The organism is Bacillus massilinigeriensis (genome assembly GCF_900111815.1).
GTDB lineage: Bacteria > Bacillota > Bacilli > Bacillales > Cytobacillaceae > Mesobacillus_C > Mesobacillus_C mediterraneensis.
In genome coordinates this window covers 3,004,563-3,030,089 of sequence record NZ_LT630004.1, presented here as the reverse complement: position 1 = coordinate 3,030,089, position 25,527 = coordinate 3,004,563, and the positions used below count along the sequence as shown (strand labels likewise).

The 25,527-nt window shown below is 44.7% G+C and carries 22 protein-coding genes and 3 tRNA genes; 24 read left to right on the top strand and 1 reads right to left on the bottom strand.

Annotation, left to right across the window (positions count from 1 at the left end; genetic code table 11):
• Window positions 1-122 precede the first annotated feature (122 nt).
• The 7 genes from mnmE (at window position 123) to BQ5796_RS15615 (ending at window position 7,819) form a co-directional block, all read left to right on the top strand.
• Window positions 123-1,508, top strand: coding sequence for a tRNA uridine-5-carboxymethylaminomethyl(34) synthesis GTPase MnmE (gene mnmE / locus BQ5796_RS15645; RefSeq protein ID WP_071461065.1), 1,386 nt, complete (start codon window positions 123-125; stop codon window positions 1,506-1,508).
• 57 nt (window positions 1,509-1,565) lie between these two features.
• Window positions 1,566-3,455, top strand: a complete 1,890-nt coding sequence (mnmG, locus tag BQ5796_RS15640; RefSeq protein ID WP_071461064.1) for a tRNA uridine-5-carboxymethylaminomethyl(34) synthesis enzyme MnmG — start codon at window positions 1,566-1,568, stop codon at window positions 3,453-3,455.
• Window positions 3,456-3,482: 27 nt separating this feature from the next.
• A complete protein-coding gene (gene rsmG / locus BQ5796_RS15635) occupies window positions 3,483-4,199 on the top strand; it encodes a 16S rRNA (guanine(527)-N(7))-methyltransferase RsmG (protein WP_071461063.1) in 717 nt (238 codons plus the stop codon).
• 105 nt (window positions 4,200-4,304) lie between these two features.
• The gene (gene noc, locus BQ5796_RS15630; RefSeq protein ID WP_071461062.1) at window positions 4,305-5,156 is read left to right on the top strand and encodes a nucleoid occlusion protein; all 852 of its coding nucleotides are present in this window, start codon (window positions 4,305-4,307) and stop codon (window positions 5,154-5,156) included.
• A 158-nt stretch (window positions 5,157-5,314) separates the two neighbouring features.
• Window positions 5,315-6,076 (top strand): ParA family protein, encoded by a 762-nt coding sequence (locus tag BQ5796_RS15625; RefSeq protein ID WP_071461061.1) that lies wholly within the window; start codon window positions 5,315-5,317, stop codon window positions 6,074-6,076.
• Window positions 6,069-6,911, top strand: a complete 843-nt coding sequence (locus BQ5796_RS15620; RefSeq protein ID WP_071461060.1) for a ParB/RepB/Spo0J family partition protein — start codon at window positions 6,069-6,071, stop codon at window positions 6,909-6,911. The genes BQ5796_RS15625 and BQ5796_RS15620 overlap by 8 nt, the downstream gene beginning before the upstream one ends.
• A gap of 194 nt (window positions 6,912-7,105) precedes the next feature.
• The gene (locus tag BQ5796_RS15615) at window positions 7,106-7,819 is read left to right on the top strand and encodes a DUF554 domain-containing protein (RefSeq protein WP_071461059.1); all 714 of its coding nucleotides are present in this window, start codon (window positions 7,106-7,108) and stop codon (window positions 7,817-7,819) included.
• 515 nt (window positions 7,820-8,334) lie between these two features.
• Here BQ5796_RS15615 and yyaC read toward each other — a convergent pair.
• Entirely contained in the window at window positions 8,335-8,958 is a 624-nt protein-coding gene (yyaC, locus tag BQ5796_RS15610; RefSeq protein ID WP_071461058.1) for a spore protease YyaC, read from the bottom strand.
• 253 nt (window positions 8,959-9,211) lie between these two features.
• Here yyaC and BQ5796_RS15605 point away from each other — a divergent pair, with 253 nt between their 5' ends.
• From BQ5796_RS15605 to yycF, 17 genes are all read left to right on the top strand, one after another.
• Window positions 9,212-10,093, top strand: coding sequence for a mechanosensitive ion channel family protein (locus BQ5796_RS15605; protein WP_071461057.1), 882 nt, complete (start codon window positions 9,212-9,214; stop codon window positions 10,091-10,093).
• A gap of 28 nt (window positions 10,094-10,121) precedes the next feature.
• Entirely contained in the window at window positions 10,122-10,316 is a 195-nt protein-coding gene (locus BQ5796_RS15600) for a DUF951 domain-containing protein (protein WP_071461332.1), read from the top strand.
• 35 nt (window positions 10,317-10,351) lie between these two features.
• The gene (locus BQ5796_RS15595; RefSeq protein ID WP_071461056.1) at window positions 10,352-12,337 is read left to right on the top strand and encodes a molybdopterin-dependent oxidoreductase; all 1,986 of its coding nucleotides are present in this window, start codon (window positions 10,352-10,354) and stop codon (window positions 12,335-12,337) included.
• 206 nt (window positions 12,338-12,543) lie between these two features.
• On the top strand, window positions 12,544-13,644 hold the full coding sequence (ychF, locus tag BQ5796_RS15590) for a redox-regulated ATPase YchF (protein WP_071461055.1): 1,101 nt from the start codon (window positions 12,544-12,546) through the stop codon (window positions 13,642-13,644).
• 226 nt (window positions 13,645-13,870) lie between these two features.
• Complete coding sequence (gene rpsF, locus BQ5796_RS15585) at window positions 13,871-14,158, top strand: 30S ribosomal protein S6 (RefSeq protein ID WP_071461054.1); 288 nt, start codon at window positions 13,871-13,873, stop codon at window positions 14,156-14,158.
• A gap of 74 nt (window positions 14,159-14,232) precedes the next feature.
• Window positions 14,233-14,745: a single-stranded DNA-binding protein gene (gene ssb / locus BQ5796_RS15580; RefSeq protein WP_071461053.1), complete on the top strand. Its 513-nt coding sequence runs from the start codon at window positions 14,233-14,235 to the stop codon at window positions 14,743-14,745.
• Window positions 14,746-14,797: 52 nt separating this feature from the next.
• On the top strand, window positions 14,798-15,040 hold the full coding sequence (gene rpsR, locus BQ5796_RS15575; protein WP_071461052.1) for a 30S ribosomal protein S18: 243 nt from the start codon (window positions 14,798-14,800) through the stop codon (window positions 15,038-15,040).
• Between the two features lie 149 nt (window positions 15,041-15,189).
• Window positions 15,190-16,137: a YybS family protein gene (locus BQ5796_RS15570; RefSeq protein WP_071461051.1), complete on the top strand. Its 948-nt coding sequence runs from the start codon at window positions 15,190-15,192 to the stop codon at window positions 16,135-16,137.
• 20 nt (window positions 16,138-16,157) lie between these two features.
• Window positions 16,158-18,131, top strand: coding sequence for a DHH family phosphoesterase (locus BQ5796_RS15565; RefSeq protein WP_071461050.1), 1,974 nt, complete (start codon window positions 16,158-16,160; stop codon window positions 18,129-18,131).
• Window positions 18,128-18,577, top strand: a complete 450-nt coding sequence (rplI, locus tag BQ5796_RS15560) for a 50S ribosomal protein L9 (protein WP_071461049.1) — start codon at window positions 18,128-18,130, stop codon at window positions 18,575-18,577. The genes BQ5796_RS15565 and rplI overlap by 4 nt, the downstream gene beginning before the upstream one ends.
• A 163-nt stretch (window positions 18,578-18,740) precedes the next feature.
• On the top strand, window positions 18,741-20,105 hold the full coding sequence (gene dnaB, locus BQ5796_RS15555; protein ID WP_071461048.1) for a replicative DNA helicase: 1,365 nt from the start codon (window positions 18,741-18,743) through the stop codon (window positions 20,103-20,105).
• A gap of 228 nt (window positions 20,106-20,333) precedes the next feature.
• Window positions 20,334-21,626, top strand: a complete 1,293-nt coding sequence (locus tag BQ5796_RS15550; RefSeq protein WP_071461047.1) for an adenylosuccinate synthase — start codon at window positions 20,334-20,336, stop codon at window positions 21,624-21,626.
• Between the two features lie 900 nt (window positions 21,627-22,526).
• Window positions 22,527-22,602, top strand: a tRNA-Lys gene (locus BQ5796_RS15545).
• A 12-nt stretch (window positions 22,603-22,614) separates the two neighbouring features.
• A tRNA-Glu gene (locus BQ5796_RS15540) sits at window positions 22,615-22,686 on the top strand.
• A 36-nt stretch (window positions 22,687-22,722) separates the two neighbouring features.
• Window positions 22,723-22,795: transfer RNA gene (locus BQ5796_RS15535), tRNA-Phe, on the top strand.
• Window positions 22,796-23,170: 375 nt separating this feature from the next.
• On the top strand, window positions 23,171-24,637 hold the full coding sequence (locus BQ5796_RS15530; RefSeq protein ID WP_097678005.1) for a peptidoglycan DD-metalloendopeptidase family protein: 1,467 nt from the start codon (window positions 23,171-23,173) through the stop codon (window positions 24,635-24,637).
• 176 nt (window positions 24,638-24,813) lie between these two features.
• Window positions 24,814-25,524: a response regulator YycF gene (gene yycF / locus BQ5796_RS15525; RefSeq protein WP_071461046.1), complete on the top strand. Its 711-nt coding sequence runs from the start codon at window positions 24,814-24,816 to the stop codon at window positions 25,522-25,524.
• Window positions 25,525-25,527: the final 3 nt, after the last annotated feature.

The following is a 25,527-nucleotide window of genomic DNA, read 5'->3' as shown; positions in this document are numbered from 1 at the left end:
AGCACGAGAGGCACGCTGTTATTTTAACGAACGGTGTGGTATTCTCTAATTTTGTTAATAGATTGAAGATCGAGACGGCTCGTTATAATATATAAATTCTTGTTTGAATTGAGGTGAAAAGGATGGAATTCGATACAATTGCAGCCATCTCCACTCCGATGGGAGAGGGAGCGATTGCCATTGTAAGGCTGAGCGGGGATGAAGCTATTTCTATTTCGGACAAGCTGTTCCGTGGAGTGGGCGGTAAGCGCCTAGCTGAAGTGGCTTCACATACAATCCACTACGGCCATATCATTGACCCTGACACCCAGCAGGTAGCAGAAGAAGTCATGGTTTCGCTGATGCGAGGTCCGAAGACATTCACGAAGGAAGATGTGATTGAAATCAACTGCCACGGCGGCCTTGTATCAGTAAACAGGGTGCTGCAGCTTGTGCTTCATGCAGGAGCAAGGCTTGCGGAACCAGGCGAGTTCACTAAACGGGCATTTTTGAACGGAAGGATTGACCTTTCACAGGCAGAAGCTGTTATCGACTTGATCAGGGCGAAAACAGACAGAGCAATGAACGTTGCACTTGGGCAGATGGAAGGGCGCTTATCACGGCTGATTCGAAAGTTGCGCCAAGAGATTCTGGAAACGCTAGCGACTATAGAAGTGAATATTGATTATCCGGAGTATGATGATGTTGAGGAAATGACTCATAGCATGCTCCTTGAAAAAGCAGGCTACGTCCTAGAGGAAATCAGGAAGCTTCTGCAAACATCCCAGCAGGGAAAAATTTTACGCGAAGGACTGGCCACCGTGATTGTTGGACGGCCAAATGTTGGAAAGTCATCGCTGTTAAACAGCCTTGTTCAGGAAAACAAGGCGATTGTTACAGATATCCCTGGTACGACAAGAGATGTTATTGAAGAATATGTAAATGTCAGAGGAGTGCCATTAAGGCTGCTCGATACTGCAGGAATCCGGGAAACGGAAGATATCGTCGAAAAAATTGGAGTCGAACGGTCGCGTCAAGTTCTGAAGGAAGCGGATTTAATCCTGTTAGTTCTGAACTATTCGGAAGAGCTTTCAAAAGAAGATCGCAACATCTTCCGAGCGGCAGAAGGGATGGACGTCATCGTCATTGTCAATAAAACGGATCTTCCTCAAAAGCTCGATCTTAAAGAAGTCAAGGAGTTAGCAGGTTCTTATAAAATGGTGACAACCTCTCTGAAAGAAGACCGCGGTGTGGATGAACTCGAGGAAGCAATTGCCTCGCTATTCTTTGCTGGCGAAATTGAAGCAGGGGATATGACCTATGTTTCTAATAGCCGCCATATCGCACTTTTGACCCAAGCCAAAAAGAGCATGGAAGAAGCCATCAACGGAGTACATGCTGGAACGCCGATTGATATCATTCAAATAGATCTTACACGATCATGGGAGCTTCTTGGAGAGGTCATTGGAGACAGTGTAAACGAAACGTTAATAGACCAGCTATTTTCTCAATTCTGTCTTGGGAAATAATGATTACAGCAACGCCATTGGAAGAAACCTATTTTGAAACAGAAGGAGGCAGCCAATATGCAATATGATGCGGGAAGCTATGACGTCATCGTCATTGGCGCAGGACACGCAGGCTGCGAATCAAGCCTTGCAGCAGCAAGGATGGGAGCAAAAACGCTCTTAATCACTATCAATCTTGATATGGTCGCATTCATGCCATGTAATCCGTCAGTAGGAGGCCCTGCAAAAGGAATCGTGGTCAGGGAAATAGATGCGCTTGGCGGTGAAATGGGCCGCAATATCGATAAAACGTATATTCAAATGAGGATGCTGAACACAGGTAAAGGACCTGCCGTCCGCGCTTTGCGTGCGCAAGCAGACAAATTCAGCTATCAGCATGAAATGAAAAAAACGCTTGAAAATGAGCCGAATCTGACAATGGTTCAGGGCATGGCGGAGCAGCTGCTCGTCGAGGACGGAAGCGTGAAGGGAATCATTACGATGACCGGTGCCGTTTATCATGCGAAATCTGTCGTCATCACGACCGGGACTTTTCTTCGTGGAGAAATCATCCTAGGTGAATTGAAATATTCCAGCGGACCGAATAACCAGCAGCCATCGATCAAGCTTTCGGAGCATCTTGAGGAACTCGGATTTGACCTTGTTCGCTTTAAGACAGGGACGCCGCCGCGCGTCCACGGTTCTTCTATCGATTATTCAAAAACGGAGATCCAGCCTGGCGATGAGGAGCCGCGTGCTTTTTCCTATGAAACAACTCAATATATCACCGACCAGCTTCCATGCTGGCTGACATATACGAACGAAAGAACGCATCAGATTATTGATGACAATCTTCATCGTTCCCCAATGTTCTCTGGAATGATTAAAGGAACAGGGCCTCGTTACTGCCCATCGATTGAAGACAAAGTCGTCCGTTTTAACGACAAGCCGCGCCACCAGATTTTCCTCGAGCCAGAGGGCCGCAGCACAGAGGAAGTCTATGTACAAGGACTATCGACAAGCTTGCCGGAAGAAGTGCAGCAGCAAATTTTAAAAAGCGTTCCGGGACTGGAAAATGTCCGCATGATGCGCCCTGGATATGCGATTGAGTACGATGCAATTGTGCCAACACAGCTATGGCCAACTTTGGAAACGAAAAAAATTAAAAATCTTTATACTGCAGGGCAAATCAATGGTACTTCAGGCTATGAGGAAGCAGCAGGACAAGGCTTGTTGGCGGGTATCAATGCTGGTAGAAGAGCGCTTGGTAAAGAGGAAGTAATCATTAGCCGCTCCGATGCTTACATCGGTGTATTGGTCGATGATTTAGTGACAAAAGGGACAAATGAACCATACCGACTATTGACATCAAGGGCAGAATACCGACTGCTTTTGCGCCATGATAATGCTGATTTGCGTCTTACCGAACTGGGACACGAGCTTGGACTTATTTCAGAAGACCGTTACGATCGCTTCCTGAAGAAAAAAGCTGAGATTGAAGCGGAGAAAAAACGTCTCTACTCTATTATTCTAAAGCCAACAGCGGAAATGCAAGAACTGATACGATCTCTTGGCGGCAGTGAATTGAAGGACGGTGTAAGAGCTTCTGATTTTCTAAAGCGTCCAGAAGTATCCTACGTCCATGTGGTGAAGTTTGCTTCACCGGAAGTTCCGCTTGATCCTGAAGTATGCGAGCAAGTGGAAATCCAAATTAAGTACGAGGGCTATATTGAAAAATCGCTTCAGCAGGTAGAGCGCCTGAAGAAGCTTGAAAATAAGAAAATCCCCGATAATATCGATTACGATGCTATCACGGGAATTGCCACAGAAGCACGTCAGAAGCTGAAGCAGGTAAGACCGCTTTCCATTGCACAAGCATCAAGGATTTCCGGGGTAAATCCTGCAGATATATCGATTCTGCTCGTCTACATTGAACAAGGCAGGATTGCCCGCATCCCGAACGAATAAAGCAAAACATGCAGAAAGGAACAGCCGATGAATCCAGATCAATTCAAGGCAGCGTTAGCCGAAAAAGGAATTCTGCTTTCCGAAGGGCAAATGGACCAGTACAAAATCTATTTTGAAACCCTTGTCGAATGGAATGAGAAAATGAACCTCACCGCAATCACGGCAGAAGAAGAAGTGTATTTGAAACATTTTTATGACTCCATTTCGGCTGCATTTTACTTCGATTTCACAAAGCAAATTTCGATTTGTGACGTCGGGGCGGGGGCAGGATTTCCAAGTATCCCGCTTAAAATTGCATTTCCACACCTCGAGGTGACGATTGTTGATTCCCTTAACAAGCGAATCACTTTTCTCGAACATTTAGCAAGCGAGCTGGGCCTTAAAGGGACACGCTTTGTGCATGACCGGGCAGAAACTTTTGGGAAGAAGCCTGAGCACCGAGAACAGTACGATGTGGTCATGGCGAGAGCGGTAGCACGGCTATCCGTCCTCAGTGAGCTTTGCCTTCCGCTTGTAAAAATCGGCGGATCTTTCGTTGCGATGAAGGGAGCCCAGGCTGAGGAAGAACTGCAGGCTGCGAAGAAAGCTGTGTTTGTCTTAGGAGGAAACTTGGCATCTGTTCATGCCTTCTCCCTGCCTGGGGAAGGCAGCGAGCGGAACATCATGGTCATCTCCAAGGATAAGAAAACACCGAAGCAGTATCCCAGAAAGCCGGGTACGCCAAACAAGAACCCAATCGAATAAGCTACTTCGATTGCGAAAATTGAGGTATAATGGGACTGCAGGCAGGAATTGGCCATTCATAGAAAGAATAGTTAACAGGGAGTTTCATAAAGGTGGTGCAGGGGAATGAAGCCTTCTTTTTCGCGCTTTTTTGGTCTGGGAGAAAAGGAAGTACCGCTAGAATCAGATAAATCGACTGAAAATGAAGAGATCAGGAAGATTCCGATACATGATATCGTCCCAAACCGTTTCCAGCCAAGGACGGTCTTTGACGATGAAAAAATTGAAGAGCTTGCCAGAACAATTCGCACGCATGGTGTCATCCAGCCGATTGTTCTCAGGGAATTTGAACAAGGCAAGTATGAAATTATAGCAGGTGAACGGCGCTGGAGGGCGATGAAAAGCCTTGGGTGGGAAGAAGTCCCGGCAATTATCAAGAATCTTAACGATACGGAGACGGCTTCGGTCGCTTTGATAGAGAACCTTCAAAGGGAAGAACTTTCACCGATTGAAGAAGCAATTGCTTACGGAAAATTGCTTGAAATCCATGATTTGACGCAGGAAGCGCTAGCCCAGCGCCTTGGCAAGGGGCAGTCGACTGTTGCAAACAAGCTTCGGCTGCTGAAGCTCCCGGAAGAAGTGCAGGAGGCTCTCCTCAACAAGAGCATCACTGAGCGGCATGCGCGCTCCTTGATTGTCCTGAAGGACCATGAGAAGCAAGTCCAGCTGCTAGGCGAAATCATTGAAAAGTCATTGAATGTGAAGCAGACGGAGGAAAGAGTCGTCAAAATGCTTTCGTCAGGAGACAAGAAGCCAAAGCCAAAGCGCAAGGCTTTCAGCAAGGACATGCGGATTGCGGTCAACACCATCCGCCAGTCTCTCTCTATGGTATCTGATTCAGGCATCAGTCTTAATGCGGAAGAAGAGGATCTCGAAGATTTTTACCAAATTACAATCCGAATTCCTAAGAAGAAATAATTTCAGGGGGACAGAGCTATCTGTTCCTCATTTTTGTATTTCTGCTAGTTTGCTAGTTTATGTCTTTTTTTGAAAAATGCCATTCTCTTATAAAATATCTGCTAAAATAGGTTACAGATTGTTTTTATCAGAAAAGGGTTTAAAAGGTAGGTGGTATTGTGGGCAAAATCATTGCGATTGCTAACCAGAAAGGCGGTGTCGGCAAGACAACGACATCGGTCAACCTGGGCGCCTGCTTAGCATACATAGGAAAAAGAGTGCTGCTTGTCGACACGGATCCACAAGGCAATGCGACGAGTGGAGTAGGGATCGATAAAGCGGATGTGGACAAGTGCATTTATGACGTGCTTGTTGATGATGTGGAGGCTAAAAAGGTCATTCATGCAGCCTCTGTGGAAAACCTTTATATCATCCCGGCAACGATTCAGCTTGCAGGGGCGGAAATAGAATTAGTACCGACTATTTCCCGGGAAGTGAGACTGAAACGCGCCTTGGAGGAAGTGAAAGATGATTTTGATTATATCTTGATCGATTGCCCTCCATCGCTCGGTCTTCTCACCATCAATGCCCTCACTGCTTCAGATGCTGTTCTGATTCCTGTGCAATGCGAGTATTACGCTCTCGAGGGCCTTAGCCAGCTATTGAATACAGTAAGGCTTGTGCAAAAACATTTGAACCATGATTTGAAAATTGAAGGTGTGCTTTTGACGATGCTGGATGCTCGGACAAACCTCGGTATTCAAGTCATCGAGGAAGTGAAAAAGTACTTTCAGGACAAGGTTTATAGAACCATTATCCCTCGCAATATCAGGCTTAGTGAAGCTCCAAGCCATGGAGAGCCGATCATCATTTACGATCCAAAGTCCCGTGGAGCAGAGGTTTATTTAGATCTTGCAAAGGAAGTGGCTGCGAATGGCTAAAGGATTGGGAAAAGGATTGAATGCTTTTTTTAGCATGGAAGCGGAAAAGGAAGAAATACAGGAAATCCGACTGAAGGAGATTCGTCCAAACCCTTATCAGCCGCGAAAAGAATTTCAGAAAGATTCCATTGAAGAGCTTAAGCTCTCCATTAAGGAACACGGTATACTGCAGCCCATTATTGTCCGGAAGAGCATCAAGGGTTATGAAATTCTTGCTGGTGAAAGACGGTTCCGTGCTGCAAAAGAAGCTGGCCTGGAAACAGTCCCCGCAGTGGTGCGAAGCTTCAGCGAACAGCAAATGATGGAGCTTGCACTGCTCGAGAACTTGCAGCGGGAGGATTTGAATCCCGTTGAGGAGGGTGCCGCGTATCAGATGCTGATGGAAAAGCTGGGGATTACCCAAGAGGAACTGGCGAAACGCTTAGGAAAAAGCAGGCCACATATCGCTAACCATATTCGTCTGTTATCACTCCCACCGGCAATCCAGAAACTGATTTCCGAAGGGAAAATCACCATGGGTCATGGCCGTGCGTTGCTTGGTTTAAGAAGGAAAGAGAAATTGACCGAACTTGCTGATAGGACGGTAAAGGAAGCGCTGAATGTCCGCCAGCTCGAACAGTTAATCCAAAGATACAATGAGAATGTTCCACGTGAAACAAAGAAAGCAAAACCGGAAAAGGATGTCTTTATCCGGGAGCGTGAGCATACTTTGCGGGAACGTTTCGGTACAACGGTCAAGATCAAGACGGCGAAAAATAAAGGGAAAATAGAAATAGAGTTCTTTTCAAAGGAAGATCTGGACAGAATACTGGAAATCCTTGATGAACAGAAATGATAGCTTTATATTCTCTGATATATAGGAGTTAAAGAATATATATTGTATCCCCTATTTCTATAAAATAGGGGATTTTTCTAATGGAGGCTTGCCATACGGAAAGCTTTTTTTCTTATGGAAAAAGGGGCAAGTTCATGTTAACGTATGATTATTGAATTTTTGAATTCGAAATAATCAGCAGCAGGTGAAGTTGAATGTTTCTATTAGGCACAATAGTAAATGGTATATTGATTGTTATTGGGACAGTTATAGGGAGGTTCCTTCATCGCATTCCGGAAAACATGCGGACCACTATCCTGTACGGAATCGGCCTGTCCGTAATTGTGCTTGGTCTTCAGATGGGCTTCAAAAGTGAGAATTACCTTATTGTGATTCTGAGCCTTGTGGCAGGATCTGCTATCGGGGAATATTTTCAGTTAGAGGAAAGGTTGAATGCCACGGGAAACTGGATTGAGAGAAAGGTAGGATCAAGTGAAACTGGAAGCATATCCCAAGGATTTGTAACAGCAACGCTCATTTTTGTCATCGGTGCCATGGCTATCATCGGAGCATTGGATAGCGGTATACGTGGAGATCATGATGTCCTTTATACAAAAGCAGTGATTGATGGCTTCACTGCCCTCGTTCTGGCGACAACGCTTGGAATTGGAGTTATTTTCTCAGCAGTGCCAGTTATCCTCTATGAAGGAACGATTGCGATATTTGCAACGCAAATTGATCGTTTTATCCCGAAGGAATTGATGGACAGCTTCATCCTTGAGCTCACTGCGACTGGCGGATTGATGATTTTCGCCCTTGGGTTGAACTTGGTCGGACTGACAAAAATCCGCGTTGCCAACATGCTCCCGGGCATCGCTGTTACAGCAATGATTGTGTTTGGAATCTATTGCTATGATTTGTATTTTTAAAGAAGTCCTCTTTTTAAGTTGCAGTCAAACTCGATGAGAATCGTGGTGAATTTAGTTTTTAGGCTTCTCTTTTATAGCGAACATCTTTTAATTAAACTATTCTTTATATTTAAATTGAACAAGACTAAAGGAAAAGGAGCATTTTAACGAAGATTTTGCAGAAAACGTGATAATTTCAAATGTGTAATCGATCACACAAAGCATGATTTCTTCCTGAAAACTAGTTATCTACGGTAAAGTTCGATTTATCTACGGTAAGCAGTCATTTATCTACGGTAAATGATAAATTATCTACGGTAAACGAAGATTTATCTACAGTCGCTGGAACTATATTACTATTTTTATAATAAATGTAAAAATATCCCGCCCCCAAGCATAGCAACCTAACCGCATTATGACACTACCAACCCAATTCAACCCAATCCAACCCATCCCCCGAGCACAAAAAGGTATGCCAAATCATCAAAACTAATCAATGGATACCTTTTTATTTTTTAACAGTGGTGCTGTATGCTTTAATGCATTTGCCCCTGCTTATAATCCCACTGCAGTGTTGAGAAGCTTGCTTTCGCGGGAGGGTTTTTGCTCGCATTCACGATTCCGCCTGCAATAGCTTTCGCCATGTTCAATACGAGATTTAATCTTGTATTTTGGAGGACAAAAAACTCCATGAAGCCGCTTACGTTCACAATTCCAGTTATGTGAGCTTCGCCAACCTCCGGTAATTCTTTGTTGACCCCTGCCCCCGGCTTAACCGGCCCTGCTGCAATTGTGATGCTGCCGACATTTTTCATGCGTCCCAAGCAAGCATCTATGCCGATGATATATGCGTTCAAATGTTTCTTTTCTATTTCCGCAAGCTTGTCGGAAAGGTTGACAGCATGGATGGGATCATCCAACGTTCCGTATACATGGAAGGGGGAAATATCCTGATCCTTTAACAATGTGCCGACAAGCGGACCCAATGAATCGCCCGTTGACCTGTCTGTCCCAATGCAGACAAAAACAATTGGCCGACTTGTTATCGCAGGCAAGCAAGAAAGGAGGCTTTCGGCAATTTTTCCTTCGGCCTGCTCCTCTTCGTGGTCAATCTTTGTTCCGGGGCTTTTTTTATCAAAAAAATGAGATTTAAGATTCATTGGCTCCACTCCTTCAATTTTGTAGTATCAGTATACGGAAAATTTTTGTAATCTATACATACCTGAAAAGAGAAAGAATTAAACGGGTATCTTTTCCCTGCAAAAGCATGATTTTATCAGGCAAAATTTCTGCATGGAACAAGCTCATGATGTTACAATGGTCTTCATAGAGATTCCAACATTTTTTGGCTTTTCTCTTAATTATAAAACTTGATAAAATAAATCGGTTTATTTGATTATGGCAGGTGAGACAATGACGGATACCGAAAAATCTATAAAAGCAGTTACAGAAACCGTTACGGATGATAAGCTTTGGACTTCTATCGGTGTAGGAGCTTTGAAAATAGTTCTTATTATGATTCTTGCAGGACTCGTTATTAAAATCGGGAAAGTTGCTATCCGCAATTTTTTCAAAATGAGGACAAAAGCACCGCTCGTTCTTGTATCGGAACGCCGGGAAGCAACGCTTGTTAAACTATTGGAGAATACTCTCACCTACGCGGTGTATTTTATTTCCATCATCACTATCTTGACTATCTTGAGCATTGACGTGAAAGCAATGCTCGCTGGTGCGGGAATTGTAGGCCTAGCCGTCGGTTTCGGTGCCCAAAGCCTCGTGAAGGATGTCATTACAGGTTTCTTCATCATTTTTGAAGATCAATTCTCCGTAGGGGATTTTGTAAGAATTGGCCAATTTGAGGGTACAGTGGAAGAAATCGGACTGAGAACGACAAAAATAAAAACGTTTACGGGGGAACTTCATATCATTCCGAATGGGAGCATTGTCGAAGTTACAAATTTCTCCCTTTATAACAGCGTAGCAGTACTCGATATTGGTGTATCTTATAATAGTGACATAGATTATACAGAAAAAGTTTTACAGGAGCTTCTCGAAAAGCTCCCTGAAAAGTATGAGGAGTTGGTGAAGCCGCCAGAACTGCTTGGCGTCCAAAACTTTGGTTCCTCTGAAATATTGTTGAGGATTGTGGCAGAGACGCTGCCAATGCAGCATTTTTACATTGGTAGGGAGCTCCGGAAAGAGATTAAGCATACCCTTGATGAGCATGGTATTGAAATTCCGTACCCGCATATGGTCATGTATACAAGGCAGGAGAAGAGTGCTGGTAATCAATAATACAATTGGCAATTTGGAGGTAACGAATGTGGAGCAGAAGGAATTTCAGTTGAACGACGTGGTCGAAATGAAGAAAGCCCATCCATGCGGGACGAACCGCTGGAAAGTGATCAGGCTTGGGATGGATATCCGCATTAAATGTGAGGGCTGCGGTCACAGCGTCATGATTCCTAGAAAAGAATTCACGCGTAAAGTCAAAAAAATTCTCGAGAGGCAGGACTGATTCCTGCTTCTTTTTTTCACGTCAGGGGGATGAATATGGCAGAAGTATTTCATTCAGCTTGCCCGCTGAACTGCTGGGACAGCTGCGGTTTAAAGGTAGAGGTAGAAGGCGGAAAGGTAACGAAGGTGGAAGGTGATGAGGAACACCCGATTACAAAAGGGAAAATCTGTGGCAGAGGCAGGATGCTTGAGCAGAGGGTGAATTCTCCAGAGAGGCTCCGCTATCCTTTAAAGCGTGTGAACGGCAGTTTTGAGCGTATCTCGTGGGAAGATGCACTAGATGAAATTGCAGCAGAGATGAAACGGTATAAACAGCAGTATGGATCTCTTTCCATCCTCCACAGCCATGACTATGCAAACGCGGGGTTCCTCACTAATCTTGACAGCCGCTTTTTCAACTGTTTCGGAGGGGTTACGGAGCTTATCGGCTCCATTTGCTGGGGAGCAGGAATCGAGGCGCAATGTCAGGATTTTGGTGATGCATACAGCCATGCTCCAGGAGAACTTTTCGAGAGCAGGAGCATCATCGTCTGGGGCAGGAATGTCGCGAGGACGAATATGCACCTATACGAAACATTGATAGAGGCAAAAGGCCGGGGTGCAAAGCTTGTTGTAATCGATCCAATTGCCAATGCTACTGCAAAAATCGCGGATGAATATATTACGGTCAAGCCGGGCTTCGACGGATTGCTTGCAGCGGGAATCTTGAAGGAGCTCCTTCGGCTACACCTCGAGGACAAAAAATTCCTTTCTGAGTGTTCGCAAGGTTTCGAAGAGCTTCGGAAGCTTCTCGAAAGCATTACTCTAGAATCGATAAGCAATATGACGGAAGTTCCACAGAAGAGCATCACGATGCTCGCGAAGCTATACGGAAACCGCCCTGTTTCTACATTGATAGGGCTGGGAATGCAGCGTTATCACAATGGCGGGAGCACCATCCGGATGATTGATGCGGTTGTGGCTGCGAGCGGAAATGTCGGCATTGCGGGAGGCGGTGCAAACTATGCGAATCGGCAGGTCGGGCAAAGTTTTCATTACGAGGGGATTACACTGCCACACCGCAAGAAGGCCCATAGAACGTTCACGATGATGAAACAGGCCGAAATGATGTTGCAGGCGAAGGACCCTGAAATCAAAATGGCCTTCGTAACCTGCGGAAATCCGCTCACACAGCTACCGAATTCGAGCAGAGCTGAAAAAGCATTCTCCTCGCTTGAAATGCTCGTTGTGGCAGATTCTTTTTTAACTGATACAGCAAAGCTTGCCCATTATGTTCTCCCTATTGCAGCAGCTTTTGAAACAGAGGACATTTATTATTCCTCCATGTACCATCATTACGTGAACCACGGACCCAAGCTTGTTAATCCACCAGGAGAAGCAAAGACAGACGCTTGGATTTGGGGAGAATTAGCAAAACGGCTTGGTTTTGAAAATGATTTTTCTTTTTCAAGAGAAGAGCTCATTAAAATGGGCGTTGGGCCACTACAAAAGCGTGGAATCAGCCTTGAAAGGTTAAGGCAGGAGAAATTCGCAGAGCTTCCAGTGGACCGAGTGCCATGGCATGATCACGAGTTCAAAACGGAAAGCGGGAAGTTTGAGTTTTATCAAGGAGAAGGAGGCGCTGAGAGTCTGCTTCCAAATGAGACGAAATGGCGGGAGGAAAGTATCGCTACAATGTATCCTTACAATCTTCTCAGCATCCACCCAATGCGCTCGAATCATTCGCAGCATTACCATCTACTCCCGCAGTTGCCTTATGTGAAAGTCGAAATTTCAGTTGACATTGCCGCGAAGAAAGATATAAAAGATGGAGACAGCGTCCGAGTATGGAACAGCAGAGGAGAGCTGGAAGGGATAGCATCGATCCTCAAACAGGCTCATCCAAACACTATCAATATCGATGAAGGCTTAAGCCGGCGATTCGGTGGGACGGTCAATGTTCTAACGCCAGATCTTGAAAGTGACAACGGAATGGGCAGCACGCTGTACGACTGCCTAGTGAATCTCGAAAAAATCTGCTAGAGTGTTCGCAGAGGCGCAACGCACTTCTCATGGAAAGCGAAGCGTCTGAAGCAGAAAAGAGCATAAGCTACAGCAGGGAGCCTTTTTATTTGGCCTCAGCGTGGACAGCTTGTGTTTTCGCCAGACACTCACTATAATTGTGAGAGGAAAAAATAGCTATTTACATGTGAAAATAGATAATACATTAATCCTGAGGAGTGACAAGGATGGCTTTGACAGCTGGTATTGTCGGACTACCGAATGTAGGAAAGTCGACATTGTTTAATGCAATTACCCAGGCAGGAGCAGAATCTGCCAACTATCCGTTCTGTACGATCGACCCGAACGTTGGAATCGTAGAAGTTCCCGATCACCGTTTGACGAAACTGACGGAGCTCGTTCAGCCGAAAAAGACAGTTCCAACAGCATTTGAATTTACAGATATCGCAGGAATTGTTAAAGGAGCTAGCAAAGGGGAAGGCCTAGGGAATAAGTTCCTCTCTCATATTCGTGAAGTGGATGCAATCTGCCAGGTTGTTCGTTGTTTTGCGGACGATAACATTACCCACGTTTCCGGAAAAGTAAACCCAATCGATGATATCGAAGTAATTAACCTTGAATTGATTCTTGCTGACTTAGAGTCTGTCGAGAAACGTATTGGCAGAGTCGGAAAAATGGCAAAGCAAAAGGATAAGGAAGCAATGGCGGAGTTTCCTGTGCTTGAGAAGCTGAAGGAAGCCCTTGAAAATGAAAAACCTGCTAGGGCTGTTGAATTTACGGAAGAGGAAGCAAAGATAGCGAAGCATCTTCATCTTTTGACAACGAAGCCGATGCTCTATGTAGCAAATGTCAGCGAAGATGATATTGCTGATCCTTCTGTCAACGAGTATGTACAGCAAGTACGTGAATTCGCTGCGAAGGACAATGCAGAAGTGATTGTTGTCTGTGCGAAGATTGAAGAAGAGATCTCTGAACTAGACGGTGAAGAAAAAGAAATGTTCCTCTCAGAGCTTGGAATCGAGGAATCCGGTCTTGATCAGCTTATTCGTGCTACGTACAGCCTCCTTGGCCTTGCCACTTATTTTACGGCAGGCGTACAGGAAGTACGTGCATGGACCTTCCGCCAAGGAATGAAGGCTCCACAGTGTGCGGGTATTATTCACTCCGACTTTGAAAGAGGATTTATTCGGGCAGAAACAGTATCCTATGATGACCTATTGGCTGCTGGCTCGATGGGTGCTGCGAAAGAGGCAGGAAAAGTAAGGCTGGAAGGCAAAGAATACGAAGTGAAGGATGGAGACATCATCCACTTCCGTTTTAATGTCTAGGACGTATGCCGCTCCAATGCTGGGGCGGTTTTTTTCTGATGCTTTAAAATGGACAAAAACACGAACATATGTTAGTGTTTTATTTAAGGAAAGTATAATAATTTTAAATGCTTGTTTTATCTTGAATTGCTTTCTCCTATTGTCTATGATATACTTTCATATTGTGAGTAATGAATAATTGCTCCTTGCCCATATAGGGCCGTCAGACCAAAAGGAGGTGACAGTGATGAGAAAGTACGAAATCATGTACATCATCCGACCAAATATTGAAGATGAGGCGAAAAAGGCTCTTGTTGAGCGTTTTGCTGGCATTCTAACAGATAATGGATCGGAGATTGTAGAAGCAAAGGATTGGGGCAAACGCCGCCTTGCTTATGAAATCAATGATTTCCGTGATGGCTACTACCAGCTAGTTCGCGTTAATGCAGAACCTGCAGCGGTAGAAGAGTTCTCCCGCCTAGCGAAAATCAACGAAGATATCATTCGCCATATGGTTATCAAAGAAGAAGAGTAAGAACATTTGAAATAGAAACTTTCAGGACTGATTGTTCCACGTGGAACATCGCTGGAAGGAAGGAGTTGATTCTGATGATGAACCGTGTCGTTCTTGTTGGCCGCTTGACGAAGGATCCGGATCTACGCTATACGCCAAATGGCGTTGCAGTTGCATCTTTCACCCTTGCCGTAAACCGTCCGTTTACGAACCAGCAGGGGGAGAGGGAAGCTGACTTCATTAATTGTGTTGTTTGGCGCAGACCAGCTGAAAACGTTGCAAACTTCCTTAAGAAAGGAAGCCTTGCCGGTGTTGATGGGCGTGTACAAACTCGCAGTTACGAAGGACAGGACGGAAAGCGTGTCTATGTAACGGAGATCCTTGCTGAGAGCGTACAATTCCTTGAGCCGAAAGGACAAGGAGGCCAAGGCATGGATCGGTCGCAGCAGCAGCCATCCCGCCAAGGTGGACAGGATTTCCCGTTTGGAAATCAGAATCAACGCCAGAACCAGAACCAGAACCAAAACCAGGGGTATACCCGGGTGGATGAAGACCCATTCGCAGGTGGCGGCCAAATCGACATCTCGGATGATGATCTTCCATTCTAAATCATATATGATCGGAACGATATAATTAAAATATGTTAGGAGGGAATCTATCATGGCAGGTGGAGGACGCAGAGGCGGACGTGCAAAACGCCGCAAAGTTTGCTATTTTACAGCAAACGGAATCACTCGTATCGATTATAAAGATACTGATCTTCTTAAAAAATTCATCTCTGAGCGCGGTAAAATTTTACCACGCCGTGTGACTGGTACTAGCGCGAAATATCAGCGCAGACTGACAGTTGCAATCAAACGTGCACGTCAAATGGCTTTGTTGCCATACGTATCAGGCGAATAATAAAGCAACGGCTTATAAAAGGCAGTGGGAAACCCCGCTGCCTTTTATCATATTTTAAGCAAGTTACAACTGTTGAATGTCGGTGTTGTACTCGTTAAAATGGCTTTAAAAGGTTTTTGGGCCATGCGCCGTCTGAAAGAGGTGGAAGAGTGAAAAATACATATCGTTTAACCGAAGGAGCTGCCTTGCTAGCAGTGTTTGGTGTGCTGTTATTCATCACGCAGTTCATTCCTGTTCTTGGCGGGATTACGATGTTTTTTGTTCCGTTCCCATTCATGCTCTACTCTGCCAGGAATAATCTTAAATATACCGGTCTTTTTTTTGTGGCAGCATTGTTTGTCGGTTTTATTATTGGAACGGTTACATCCCTTCCTTTAGTAATTATGTTTGGATTGCCCGGACTGGCCATTGGATTAGCCATAAAGAATAAGCAAAGCCGCTTTGTCACTTTCATGGCAGGATCGCTATTGTTCCTCTTCAGTCTCATTGGGATGTATGGAGTATTCGTCAAATTTTTTCAAATAGATTTTATTGGTCAAATGACGCAGACGCTAGAGGAGTCGGTTGATATGTCTGTCAAGCTGCTTGAGAGTTTAGGGCAGCCAGCAGACGAAAGATTTGTTAAGCAATGGCGAGAAAGCACCAAAATGATGACAGTCTTGATTCCAAGCATGTTTGTTATTTTTTCGTTCGCCTTTGTTTTTCTGCTCCAACTTATTAATTTCCCAATTCTGAAGAGGTTTGGCATCTCAATCAGCAAAGCGAAACCGTTCAGAGAACTTTCGCTGCCAAAAAGCGTACTCTTGTATTACTTCCTGGCAATGATTGTATCCATGTTTTTTCATCCTGCAGAAGGGACATACTGGTTCGCAGTGATTACCAACCTTCTGTTTATCCTACAGATCCTCATGGTGGTCCAAGGGCTATCCTTCCTGTTTTATATCGTTTATCAGAAAGGCTACCCTAAGGCTTTAGCTATTATCGGTGTTGCTCTGACGCTGATGTTTCCAATTATTTTATATATCATCAGGATATTAGGTATAATTGATTTAGGTTTCGATTTGAGGAAACGGCTAGGAAGCAATAATCAGAAATAACTGCACTGGGAGCTGAGTAAATGCCTTCATATTTGGAAAAGCGGCAAATACGTTATCCTATGTATGGTTTGATGGCTATCACCCTGTTCCTATTGGGTGCGCTGTCTTACTATAACCTTTTGCTAGGAGCAATAGGATTTGTCTTTACTGCTATCCTGATTTATTTTTTGTTTCAAGCAAACTTCAAGCTCAGGAAAGAAACGGAAGACTACATTTCCACATTATCCTACCGTGTCAAGAAGGTGGGAGAAGAAGCTTTGATGGAAATGCCAATTGGCATCATGCTGATCAATGATGACTACTATATTGAATGGACCAACCCATTCATGGCCTCCTGCTTTCAGGAGGATACGCTTGTTGGAAGATCGCTATACGATGTCGCGGAGGAAATCGTTCCGCTTGTGAAGCAAGAGGTGGAGTCAGAAGTAATCTCGCTTCATGATCGAAAATTTCGGGTAATCCATAAGACGGAAGAGCGTCTTCTTTACTTTTTTGATGTTACCGAGCAGACGGAAATTGAAAAAATGTATAACGATGAGCGAACAGTCATTTCAATCATTTATCTTGATAACTATGATGATCTTACACAAGGAATGGATGATCAAACGAGAAGCAATCTCAATAATCTTGTCACATCCATTTTGAACAAGTGGGCGACGAATAACGGTGTGTTCCTGAAGAGGGTTTCTTCGGAACGCTATATCGGCATTTTCAACGAAAGCATCTTAAGCATATTGGAAAAAGGGAAATTTACTATTCTTGATGAGGTGAGAGAAACTACCTCCAAGCAAAATGTCCCACTAACGCTTAGCATTGGTGTCGGTACAGGTCTCTCTTCGCTGCCGGAGCTTGGCACACAGGCACAATCCAGTCTGGACCTTGCGCTAGGGCGAGGAGGAGACCAAGTGGCCATCAAACAGCCGAACGGCAAGGTCAAGTTCTACGGCGGCAAGACAAACCCTGTCGAGAAACGCACAAGAGTGCGGGCAAGGGTCATCTCTCATGCCTTGAAGGAACTCATTACAGAAAGCGACAAGGTCATCATCATGGGCCACAAGAATCCAGATATGGATGCGATCGGATCGTGTATCGGAATTTTAAAAGTGGCGCAAATGAACAAACGGGAAGGCTATATCGTTTATAATAAAAATGAAGCGGAGACAGGTGTCCGCCGCATGATGGATGAAATCCGGACGAATGAAGCACTTTATGCTCGCTTCATCACACCAGAACAAGCATATGAGCTTTCGACTGATGGCACCTTGCTCGTTGTTGTGGATACGCATAAGCCTTCCCTTGTTTTTGATGAAAGATTGTTGAACCGAATCGAGAAAGTAATTGTCATTGACCATCACCGTCGAGGCGAAGAGTTCATCAAAAATCCAATGCTTGTCTATATGGAGCCGTATGCTTCTTCGACAGCCGAACTTGTGACAGAGCTGCTGGAATACCAGCCGAAAAACGGCAAGATTCAAATGCTTGAGGCGACCGCGCTTCTTGCCGGCATCATCGTTGATACGAAGAGCTTCACGCTTCGAACAGGTTCGCGGACCTTTGATGCCGCATCTTACCTCAGAAGCCACGGGGCAGATACTGTTCTTGTCCAGAAATTTTTAAAGGAAGACATCAAGTCATATATCAAGCGGGCCAAAATTATTGAAAATGTTTATTTTTACCAGGAGGGTATTGTCATTGCAAAGGCGGATGACAGCCAAACATGCGATCAGGTGCTCATTGCCCAGTCGGCGGATACGTTGCTCACAATGGATGGTGTCACTGCTTCATTTGTGATATCCAAGCGCGGCGATGGACTCATTGGCATCAGCGCAAGGTCGCTTGGTGAAGTAAATGTCCAGGTGATTATGGAGAACTTGAATGGCGGCGGTCACTTGACCAATGCAGCAACCCAGCTTTCCGAAGTTTCCATGGAAGAAGCAGAAAGCATGCTCCAAGGTGCTATTGATGAATATTTAGAAGGGAGAATAAAAGAATGAAAGTTATCTTCTTAAAGGACGTAAAAGGAAAAGGTAAAAAAGGCGATGTGAAAAATGTTGCAGACGGTTATGCGCAAAACTTCCTTCTTAAGCAAGGACTAGCAGTAGAAGCAACTAGTGCTGCAGTAAGCTCGCTGAAAGGGCAGCAAAAGAAAGAAGAGAAACTTGCAGAGCAGGAATTGCAGCAGGCGAAAGATTTGAAGGAAAAGATTGAAAATCTGACTGTTGAACTGACGGCAAAATCCGGTGAAGGCGGCAGATTGTTCGGATCTATCACAAGCAAGCAAATCGCAGAAGCGCTTGCGAAAAAACACGGCATTAAGCTCGATAAGAGGAAAATAGAGCTTGATGATGCTATTCGCGCGCTTGGTGTCACAAAGGTGCCAGTCAAGCTTCACACTCAAGTTACTGCTATCATGAAAGTCCATGTTGCTGAAACGCACTAAAAATTTGGCAGTTCTTTTAAAAACCCAAACATGATAGAATATAGAAAAGGGAAACGCACCATTCGCGTTTCCCATGAAGATAAAAACACGTGATTGGTTCTTTGGCCTATCACTTTTTTTCTTGATAAAGAAGAAATCCCCTCTATCGAAGGAGGTTTGCAGGGTGAACGACTTATTAGCGGACCGGATGCCTCCCCAGAATATCGAGGCAGAGCAAGCGGTCCTTGGCGCCATTTTTCTTGAACCATCGGCGTTGACAGTCGCTTCGGAAGTGCTCATCCCGGAAGATTTCTACCGGGCGGCACACCAGAAGATATTTGATGTCATGCTTGTCCTGAATGACCGGGGCAAGGCTGTCGACCTCATTACAGTGACGGAAGAGCTGGCTGCTGCCAAGCTTCTCGAAGATACCGGGGGTGTCAGCTATTTGAGCGAGCTCGCGGCATCTGTTCCGACTGCCGCCAATATAGAGTATTATGCGAGGATCGTAGAGGAAAAATCCCTTCTTCGCAGATTGATCCGAACAGCGACATCGATTGCACAGGATGGCTATTCACGCGAGGATGAGGTAGAAGCTCTTCTAGGCGAAGCAGAAAAGAACATCCTTGCAGTCGCTCAACGTAAAAATGCCGGAGCGTTTCATAATATCAAGGATGTACTTGTAAGAGCCTATGATAATATTGAACTGCTTCATAATCGAGTAGGCGATATCACCGGTATTGCCACCGGCTTTTTCGAGCTAGACCGGATGACAGCAGGCTTCCAGCGAAATGACCTTATCATCGTAGCAGCGCGTCCTTCCGTCGGTAAGACAGCATTTGCGCTTAATATCGCCCAGAACGTCGCTACGAAGACAGGGGAGAATGTTGCCATCTTCAGTCTGGAGATGGGCGCAGAGCAACTTGTCATGAGGATGCTGTGTGCTGAGGGCAATATTAACGCGCAGAACTTGCGGACAGGGTCGCTTACAGACGAGGACTGGGGAAAGCTGACGATGGCAATGGGAAGCTTGTCAAATGCCGGCATTTACATCGATGATACCCCTGGTGTGCGCATCAGTGAAATCCGGTCAAAATGCCGGAGGCTCAAGCAGGAGCACGGACTTGGCATGATTCTGATTGACTATCTTCAGCTCATCCAAGGGAACGGCCGCTCTGGCGAGAACCGTCAGCAGGAAGTGTCGGAAATCTCTCGTTCACTTAAATCGCTGGCGAGGGAGCTAGAGGTCCCTGTTATAGCGCTTTCCCAGCTATCCCGGGGGGTGGAACAACGCCAGGATAAGCGCCCGATGATGTCTGATATTCGTGAATCCGGAAGTATCGAGCAGGACGCCGATATTGTCGCGTTCCTGTATCGTGACGATTATTATGACAAAGAATCAGAGAATAAGAATATTATAGAAATTATCATTGCCAAGCAGCGTAACGGCCCTGTCGGCACCGTCCAGCTGGCGTTCGTCAAGGAATACAATAAATTCGTTAACCTGGAGAAACGGTTCGATGATTCAGCCGTCCCGCCAGGAGCATGATCACCCTGCCTTATTCGAAGGCGGGGTTTTTTATGTGCAGGGCGTATTGGCTGAATGATGGAAAGAAAATATGGGAATTCTATTAGGTATAACGAACGTATTATGATTTTATTAATATTATTGTTCGTGTTTTGTTGATTTTCTGTTCATTTGCTGTTAGAATTGATTTGTTTGAGACGGAAAAAAGAATCTATTTTTTACATAGTATCTTTGGAGGTGCTTTTTTACATGTCATCAGTAGTAGTTGTTGGATCGCAATGGGGAGACGAAGGAAAAGGCAAAATCACTGACTTTCTTTCGGAAAATGCCGAGGTAGTCGCTCGTTACCAAGGCGGTAACAATGCAGGCCACACAATCAAGTTTAACGGGGAAACATACAAGCTGCACTTGATTCCTTCTGGTATTTTCTATCATGATAAAATCTGTGTTATCGGTAATGGAATGGTTGTTGACCCGAAAGCGCTCGTACAGGAACTGGCTTACATCCACGAAAAGGGCGTGTCAACAGATAATTTGCGTATTTCGAATCGTGCCCATGTCATCCTGCCATATCATTTGAAACTTGATGAAGTAGAAGAAGCACGTAAAGGTGATAACAAGATCGGTACAACGAAAAAAGGTATTGGACCTGCTTATATGGACAAAGCAGCTCGCATGGGTATCCGCATTGCCGACCTGCTCGACCGCGAGACTTTCGAAGAAAAGCTTACTTATAATCTGGAAGAGAAAAACCGCTTGCTTGAGCGTATGTATGATTCAGAAGGCTTCAAAATCGAAGACATTCTGGAAGAGTATTATGAGTATGGACAGCAAATCGCTAAGTATGTATGCGACACTTCTGTCGTTTTGAATGACGCTCTTGATGAGGGCCGCCGCGTGCTGTTTGAAGGCGCACAAGGCGTTATGCTCGACATCGACCAAGGTACCTACCCGTTTGTTACATCATCTAACCCTGTTGCAGGGGGCGTGACGATTGGATCCGGCGTTGGACCAAGCAAAATTACTCATGCTGTTGGCGTATGTAAAGCTTATACGACAAGGGTTGGAGATGGCCCATTCCCTACAGAACTGAACGATGCAACTGGCGATCAAATCCGTGAAGTTGGCCGCGAGTATGGCACAACTACAGGACGTCCTCGCCGTGTCGGCTGGTTTGACAGCGTTGTTGTCCGCCATGCGCGCCGTGTAAGCGGACTAACAGATCTGTCGTTGAACTCCATCGACGTTCTTACAGGAATCCCAACATTGAAAATCTGTACTGCTTACCGCTATAATGGCGAAATCATTGAAGAGTTCCCTGCAAGCCTTAAAGTGCTCGCGCAGTGTGAACCAGTATACGAAGAGCTGCCAGGCTGGACGGAAGATATCACTGGCTGCAAATCACTAGCAGAGCTTCCTGAAAACGCACGCCACTATATCGAGCGTGTATCCCAGCTGACAGGCATTCCGCTTTCTATCTTCTCTGTCGGCCCTGACCGCAACCAGACAAATGTCGTGCGTAGCCCTTGGAGACAAAACTAATCAATAATTTAACGAAACCCGCCATGATGGCGGGTTTTTTGCTCCTCTTTTTAATGAAGTGCGCTGCCAAAAGAGAGTTGTTGGAAATGACTTGGAAGCTACTGTAGATAAATTGCTGTTTACCGCTGATAAATGGAGGATTACCGTAGATATATTGCGGTTTACCGGAGATAAATCGCCGATTACTGTAGATACTCTAATTGGAGAGGTATTGTACTGCAGCTCAATTAGATATGTAACAGATTACAGAAGTTCTCTATTCCAAAAAATAGTGCTCCCTCATAGAAAATCCTCCTTTTCACCTCATAAAACCACTCAAAATGACAATTTTAAGGGTTTGGGGAAGACTTTTGTTTCGGGAATCTGAAAGTTAATTCCCTCTTTAACCCTTTACCGCACCGGGGGTCAGGCACGCTTTAGTTGAGGAACGCTTTAGTTGATAGGTGAATGGGTTCTGAGCTTACAAATTAAAGATAAAATGGGGACGAATAGGAAGCTACTGTAGATAAATTGCTGTTTAACGTTGATAAATGGAGGATTACCGTAGATATATTGCGGTTTACCGGAGATAAATGAGTCATTACCGTAGATAAGCTTATTTTAGAAGCATTAGGCAAGGAAAAAGGTAGCTGTGTAGTCGGTTACGGCAGCTGGTTTTTGCAAAAACTGCTCCCGCTTCCCAAAAACTCCCCATTTCTCACAAGAAAATAAATCAAAAATGACAATTTTACCTCTTTCGTGGGGAAGAAAGGATAGTTCCTCTCATCTCTTAGCCAAAAAGAAAAGAATAATATTTTTTCACAAAAACTATTGTACATAATTTGCCCCCTATGTTAATATAAGAAAGTCGTTTCCGAAAGGTCACTTTCAGTCGAAACTTGACATAAATGCATAGATTATGAGCCATTAGCTCAGTTGGTAGAGCATCTGACTTTTAATCAGAGGGTCGAAGGTTCGAGTCCTTCATGGCTCACCATTCTTTTTTTGTGGCCCCTTGGTCAAGCGGTTAAGACACCGCCCTTTCACGGCGGTAACACGGGTTCGAATCCCGTAGGGGTCACTTTACATATTCAAAAGACAAACTTTATATCATCTCGGCTTGGTAGCTCAGTCGGTAGAGCAATGGACTGAAAATCCATGTGTCGGCGGTTCGATTCCGTCCCAAGCCATAAAAAAGGGAGCGTGTAATCAGTACATGTTCCTTTTTTTCTATTTTTGTAACCTCATTGTAATAGAACAGTAAAATGAACCGTTTTTCACTACCAAAACAGTATTTTGGTTAATTATTCTTCTTCCTAGTGTTTAAACCCCTTGATAATCCTGCGTTTTTCGACTTTTTCCTTCAAATTTTGCAGTATACCTTTTTCCCATCCTAATGGTAGATTAAACGCCATTTACCAAAAATGATACTTTTAGATTACAAGATGGTAACTATTCTTTTTTCCTAACAGGGATATGGTAATGTAAAAGAGGATTGTTATTCATAAAAAATAGTCTATTGGTACTAGTATGATGAAGGTGAAACGTACCTGCAGGAGGATCAGATGAGATTGATAGAAAAGTTGTCTAATCTTAAGGACAGAGCAGCAAGTATGATGAAGCCCGCAGCAGGAAAAATGCTAATGGGAGTAATGGCCGTATCCGTCCTATCGTTTGTCCCAGGGAGCGAAACAGCCGCAGCGAATAATGAAACGCAAGCAGTCTATAATGTATATATGAATAATAAGTTTCTTGGAACAACGAGCGACAAAGCAGTGATAGAAAAAATAGCAGAAAAAAAGCTGGACATAGCGAAACTCATCCATAAGAATCTGGACATTACTATGGGACCTGACTTGCAGTTTGTTCCCGAGCAAGTCTTTCAGAGTCTTCCTTTCTCCAATGAAGCGAAACGAAGGGATGAGCTTCAAAGCAAGCTTAGCATCAGAACAGAAGCTTGTGCGATCATCCTTAATGGAAAGTCAGCAGCCTATGTGAAGGATAAAGAAGAAGCTGAAGCAGTCCTTAAAAAGCTGAAGCAGAGCTTTATCAGCAAGGAAGAAATGGAAGCACTGCAGGAAAAAGACAAGCAGGAGTCCCTTCCGCCATTGAAGGAAAATGAAACGCGCATCCTCGATGTGAAGCTAACCAAGAAGGTCGAAACAGCAAGCGAAGAAGTAGACCCGAAAAGGGTGCTGACGGTTGATGAAGCAGTGAGCCTCTTGAAAAATGGATCATTGAATGAAGAAAAGTATAGAGTCCAAGAGGGCGATGTCCTCGGTTCGATTGCGAATAAGCATGACCTTAAGCTTGAGGAGATTCTACAGCTTAATCCCGGGTTAAACGATACTTCTGTCCTGAAACCTGGACAGGAAGTCATGGTGATGGTGAAAAAGCCACTCGTAGAAGTAGCAGTGGAAAAAGAAATTTTTGTGAGAGAAACCGTTCCTTTCAGCAAGGAAGTCGAAGAGGACGATTCGATGCCAAAAGGTGATTCCAAGCTAAAGCAAAAAGGTAAAAACGGAGAAAAGACTGTACACTATAAAGTGATGGAAGTAAATGGCGTGGAGGAGAAGAAGGATGCACTGAAGTCTGATGTGATCGCAGAACCGGTTGCAGAGATTACGGTGAAAGGAACGAAGGAAATTCCGTCAAGAGGAACAGGAATGCTCGTCTGGCCAGCTTCCGGGGGCTATGTATCCAGTGAACGGGGCTACCGTTGGGGGAGAATGCATAAAGGAATCGACATTGCTCGTCCAGGAGACCGGACGATCAAAGCCGCAGATAACGGCACGGTTGTTTCTGCAGGATGGTCAGGCAGTTATGGAAATAAAATTATCATCGATCATCAGAATGGCTTCCGGACGCTTTACGCACATCTTGATTCAATCAGTGTGAGTGCCGGCCAAACCGTTGAAGTTGGATCAGCCATTGGCATAATGGGTTCGACAGGCGACTCTACCGGAGTGCATCTCCATTTTGAAGTTTATCGGAACGGGCAGATTGTCAATCCCCGCGATTATATTCAATAAATAGAAGAAACAGTCTCTAGGCGTACGCTAGAGGCTTTTTTCTTTCAAAGGTGCTATGTTTTTTGCAGAAGAATTCAGTTTTTGCCCGCAATACAGTAGAATAAGAAGGATAGGACATTTTTTAAAAGAACAAATGATAGACGATAAAAATATAATCAACTCAAAGGAGCCTTTTTATGGATAAGAAGATACTAGTTGTCGACGATGAAAAACCGATTGCAGATATACTCCAATTCAATTTGAAAAAGGAAGGATACGAGGTGTTTTGCGCCTATGATGGCAACAGCGCCATCGAAATGGTGGAAGAAATTGAGCCGGATCTTATCCTGCTCGACATTATGCTGCCGCAGCGCGATGGAATGGAAGTGTGCCGGGAAGTCCGTAAAAAGTATGAAATGCCGATTATCATGCTGACAGCAAAAGACTCGGAAATCGATAAAGTGCTGGGCCTTGAGCTCGGTGCAGATGATTATGTCACAAAGCCGTTCAGCACAAGGGAGCTGATTGCGAGAGTGAAAGCCAACTTGCGCCGCCATCAAGCTATTGCACAAAAGACGGATGAAGAAGACGAATCAAACGAAATAACTATTGGTTCGCTGACGATTCATCCGGATGCATATGTTGTTTCCAAACGCGGCGAGACGATTGAGCTTACCCATCGTGAGTTTGAGCTTCTTCACTATTTGGCAAAGCATATAGGACAAGTGATGACAAGGGAGCATTTATTACAGACTGTCTGGGGCTACGACTATTATGGGGATGTCCGTACCGTTGATGTTACGGTAAGGCGCCTAAGGGAAAAAATCGAGGACAATCCAAGCCATCCAACATGGATCGTAACAAGGAGAGGCGTTGGATACTATTTAAGGAACTCGGAACAGGAGTAAGGG

What these genes read in the sequence shown, in the direction of transcription:
- mnmG (WP_071461064.1), top strand. Translation starts at nt 1,566, where the DNA reads ATGCAATATGATGCGGGAAGCTATGACGTCATCGTCATTGGCGCAGGA.
- BQ5796_RS15615 (WP_071461059.1), top strand. Translation starts at nt 7,106, where the DNA reads ATGTTTCTATTAGGCACAATAGTAAATGGTATATTGATTGTTATTGGG.
- rpsF (WP_071461054.1), top strand. Translation starts at nt 13,871, where the DNA reads ATGAGAAAGTACGAAATCATGTACATCATCCGACCAAATATTGAAGAT.
- BQ5796_RS15605 (WP_071461057.1), top strand. Translation starts at nt 9,212, where the DNA reads ATGACGGATACCGAAAAATCTATAAAAGCAGTTACAGAAACCGTTACG.
- mnmE (WP_071461065.1), top strand. Translation starts at nt 123, where the DNA reads ATGGAATTCGATACAATTGCAGCCATCTCCACTCCGATGGGAGAGGGA.
- BQ5796_RS15595 (WP_071461056.1), top strand. Translation starts at nt 10,352, where the DNA reads ATGGCAGAAGTATTTCATTCAGCTTGCCCGCTGAACTGCTGGGACAGC.
- yyaC (WP_071461058.1), bottom strand. Translation starts at nt 8,958, where the DNA reads ATGAATCTTAAATCTCATTTTTTTGATAAAAAAAGCCCCGGAACAAAG.
- rsmG (WP_071461063.1), top strand. Translation starts at nt 3,483, where the DNA reads ATGAATCCAGATCAATTCAAGGCAGCGTTAGCCGAAAAAGGAATTCTG.
- BQ5796_RS15620 (WP_071461060.1), top strand. Translation starts at nt 6,069, where the DNA reads ATGGCTAAAGGATTGGGAAAAGGATTGAATGCTTTTTTTAGCATGGAA.
- BQ5796_RS15565 (WP_071461050.1), top strand. Translation starts at nt 16,158, where the DNA reads ATGCCTTCATATTTGGAAAAGCGGCAAATACGTTATCCTATGTATGGT.
- ychF (WP_071461055.1), top strand. Translation starts at nt 12,544, where the DNA reads ATGGCTTTGACAGCTGGTATTGTCGGACTACCGAATGTAGGAAAGTCG.
- BQ5796_RS15530 (WP_097678005.1), top strand. Translation starts at nt 23,171, where the DNA reads ATGAGATTGATAGAAAAGTTGTCTAATCTTAAGGACAGAGCAGCAAGT.
- ssb (WP_071461053.1), top strand. Translation starts at nt 14,233, where the DNA reads ATGATGAACCGTGTCGTTCTTGTTGGCCGCTTGACGAAGGATCCGGAT.
- noc (WP_071461062.1), top strand. Translation starts at nt 4,305, where the DNA reads ATGAAGCCTTCTTTTTCGCGCTTTTTTGGTCTGGGAGAAAAGGAAGTA.
- yycF (WP_071461046.1), top strand. Translation starts at nt 24,814, where the DNA reads ATGGATAAGAAGATACTAGTTGTCGACGATGAAAAACCGATTGCAGAT.
- rplI (WP_071461049.1), top strand. Translation starts at nt 18,128, where the DNA reads ATGAAAGTTATCTTCTTAAAGGACGTAAAAGGAAAAGGTAAAAAAGGC.
- rpsR (WP_071461052.1), top strand. Translation starts at nt 14,798, where the DNA reads ATGGCAGGTGGAGGACGCAGAGGCGGACGTGCAAAACGCCGCAAAGTT.
- BQ5796_RS15550 (WP_071461047.1), top strand. Translation starts at nt 20,334, where the DNA reads ATGTCATCAGTAGTAGTTGTTGGATCGCAATGGGGAGACGAAGGAAAA.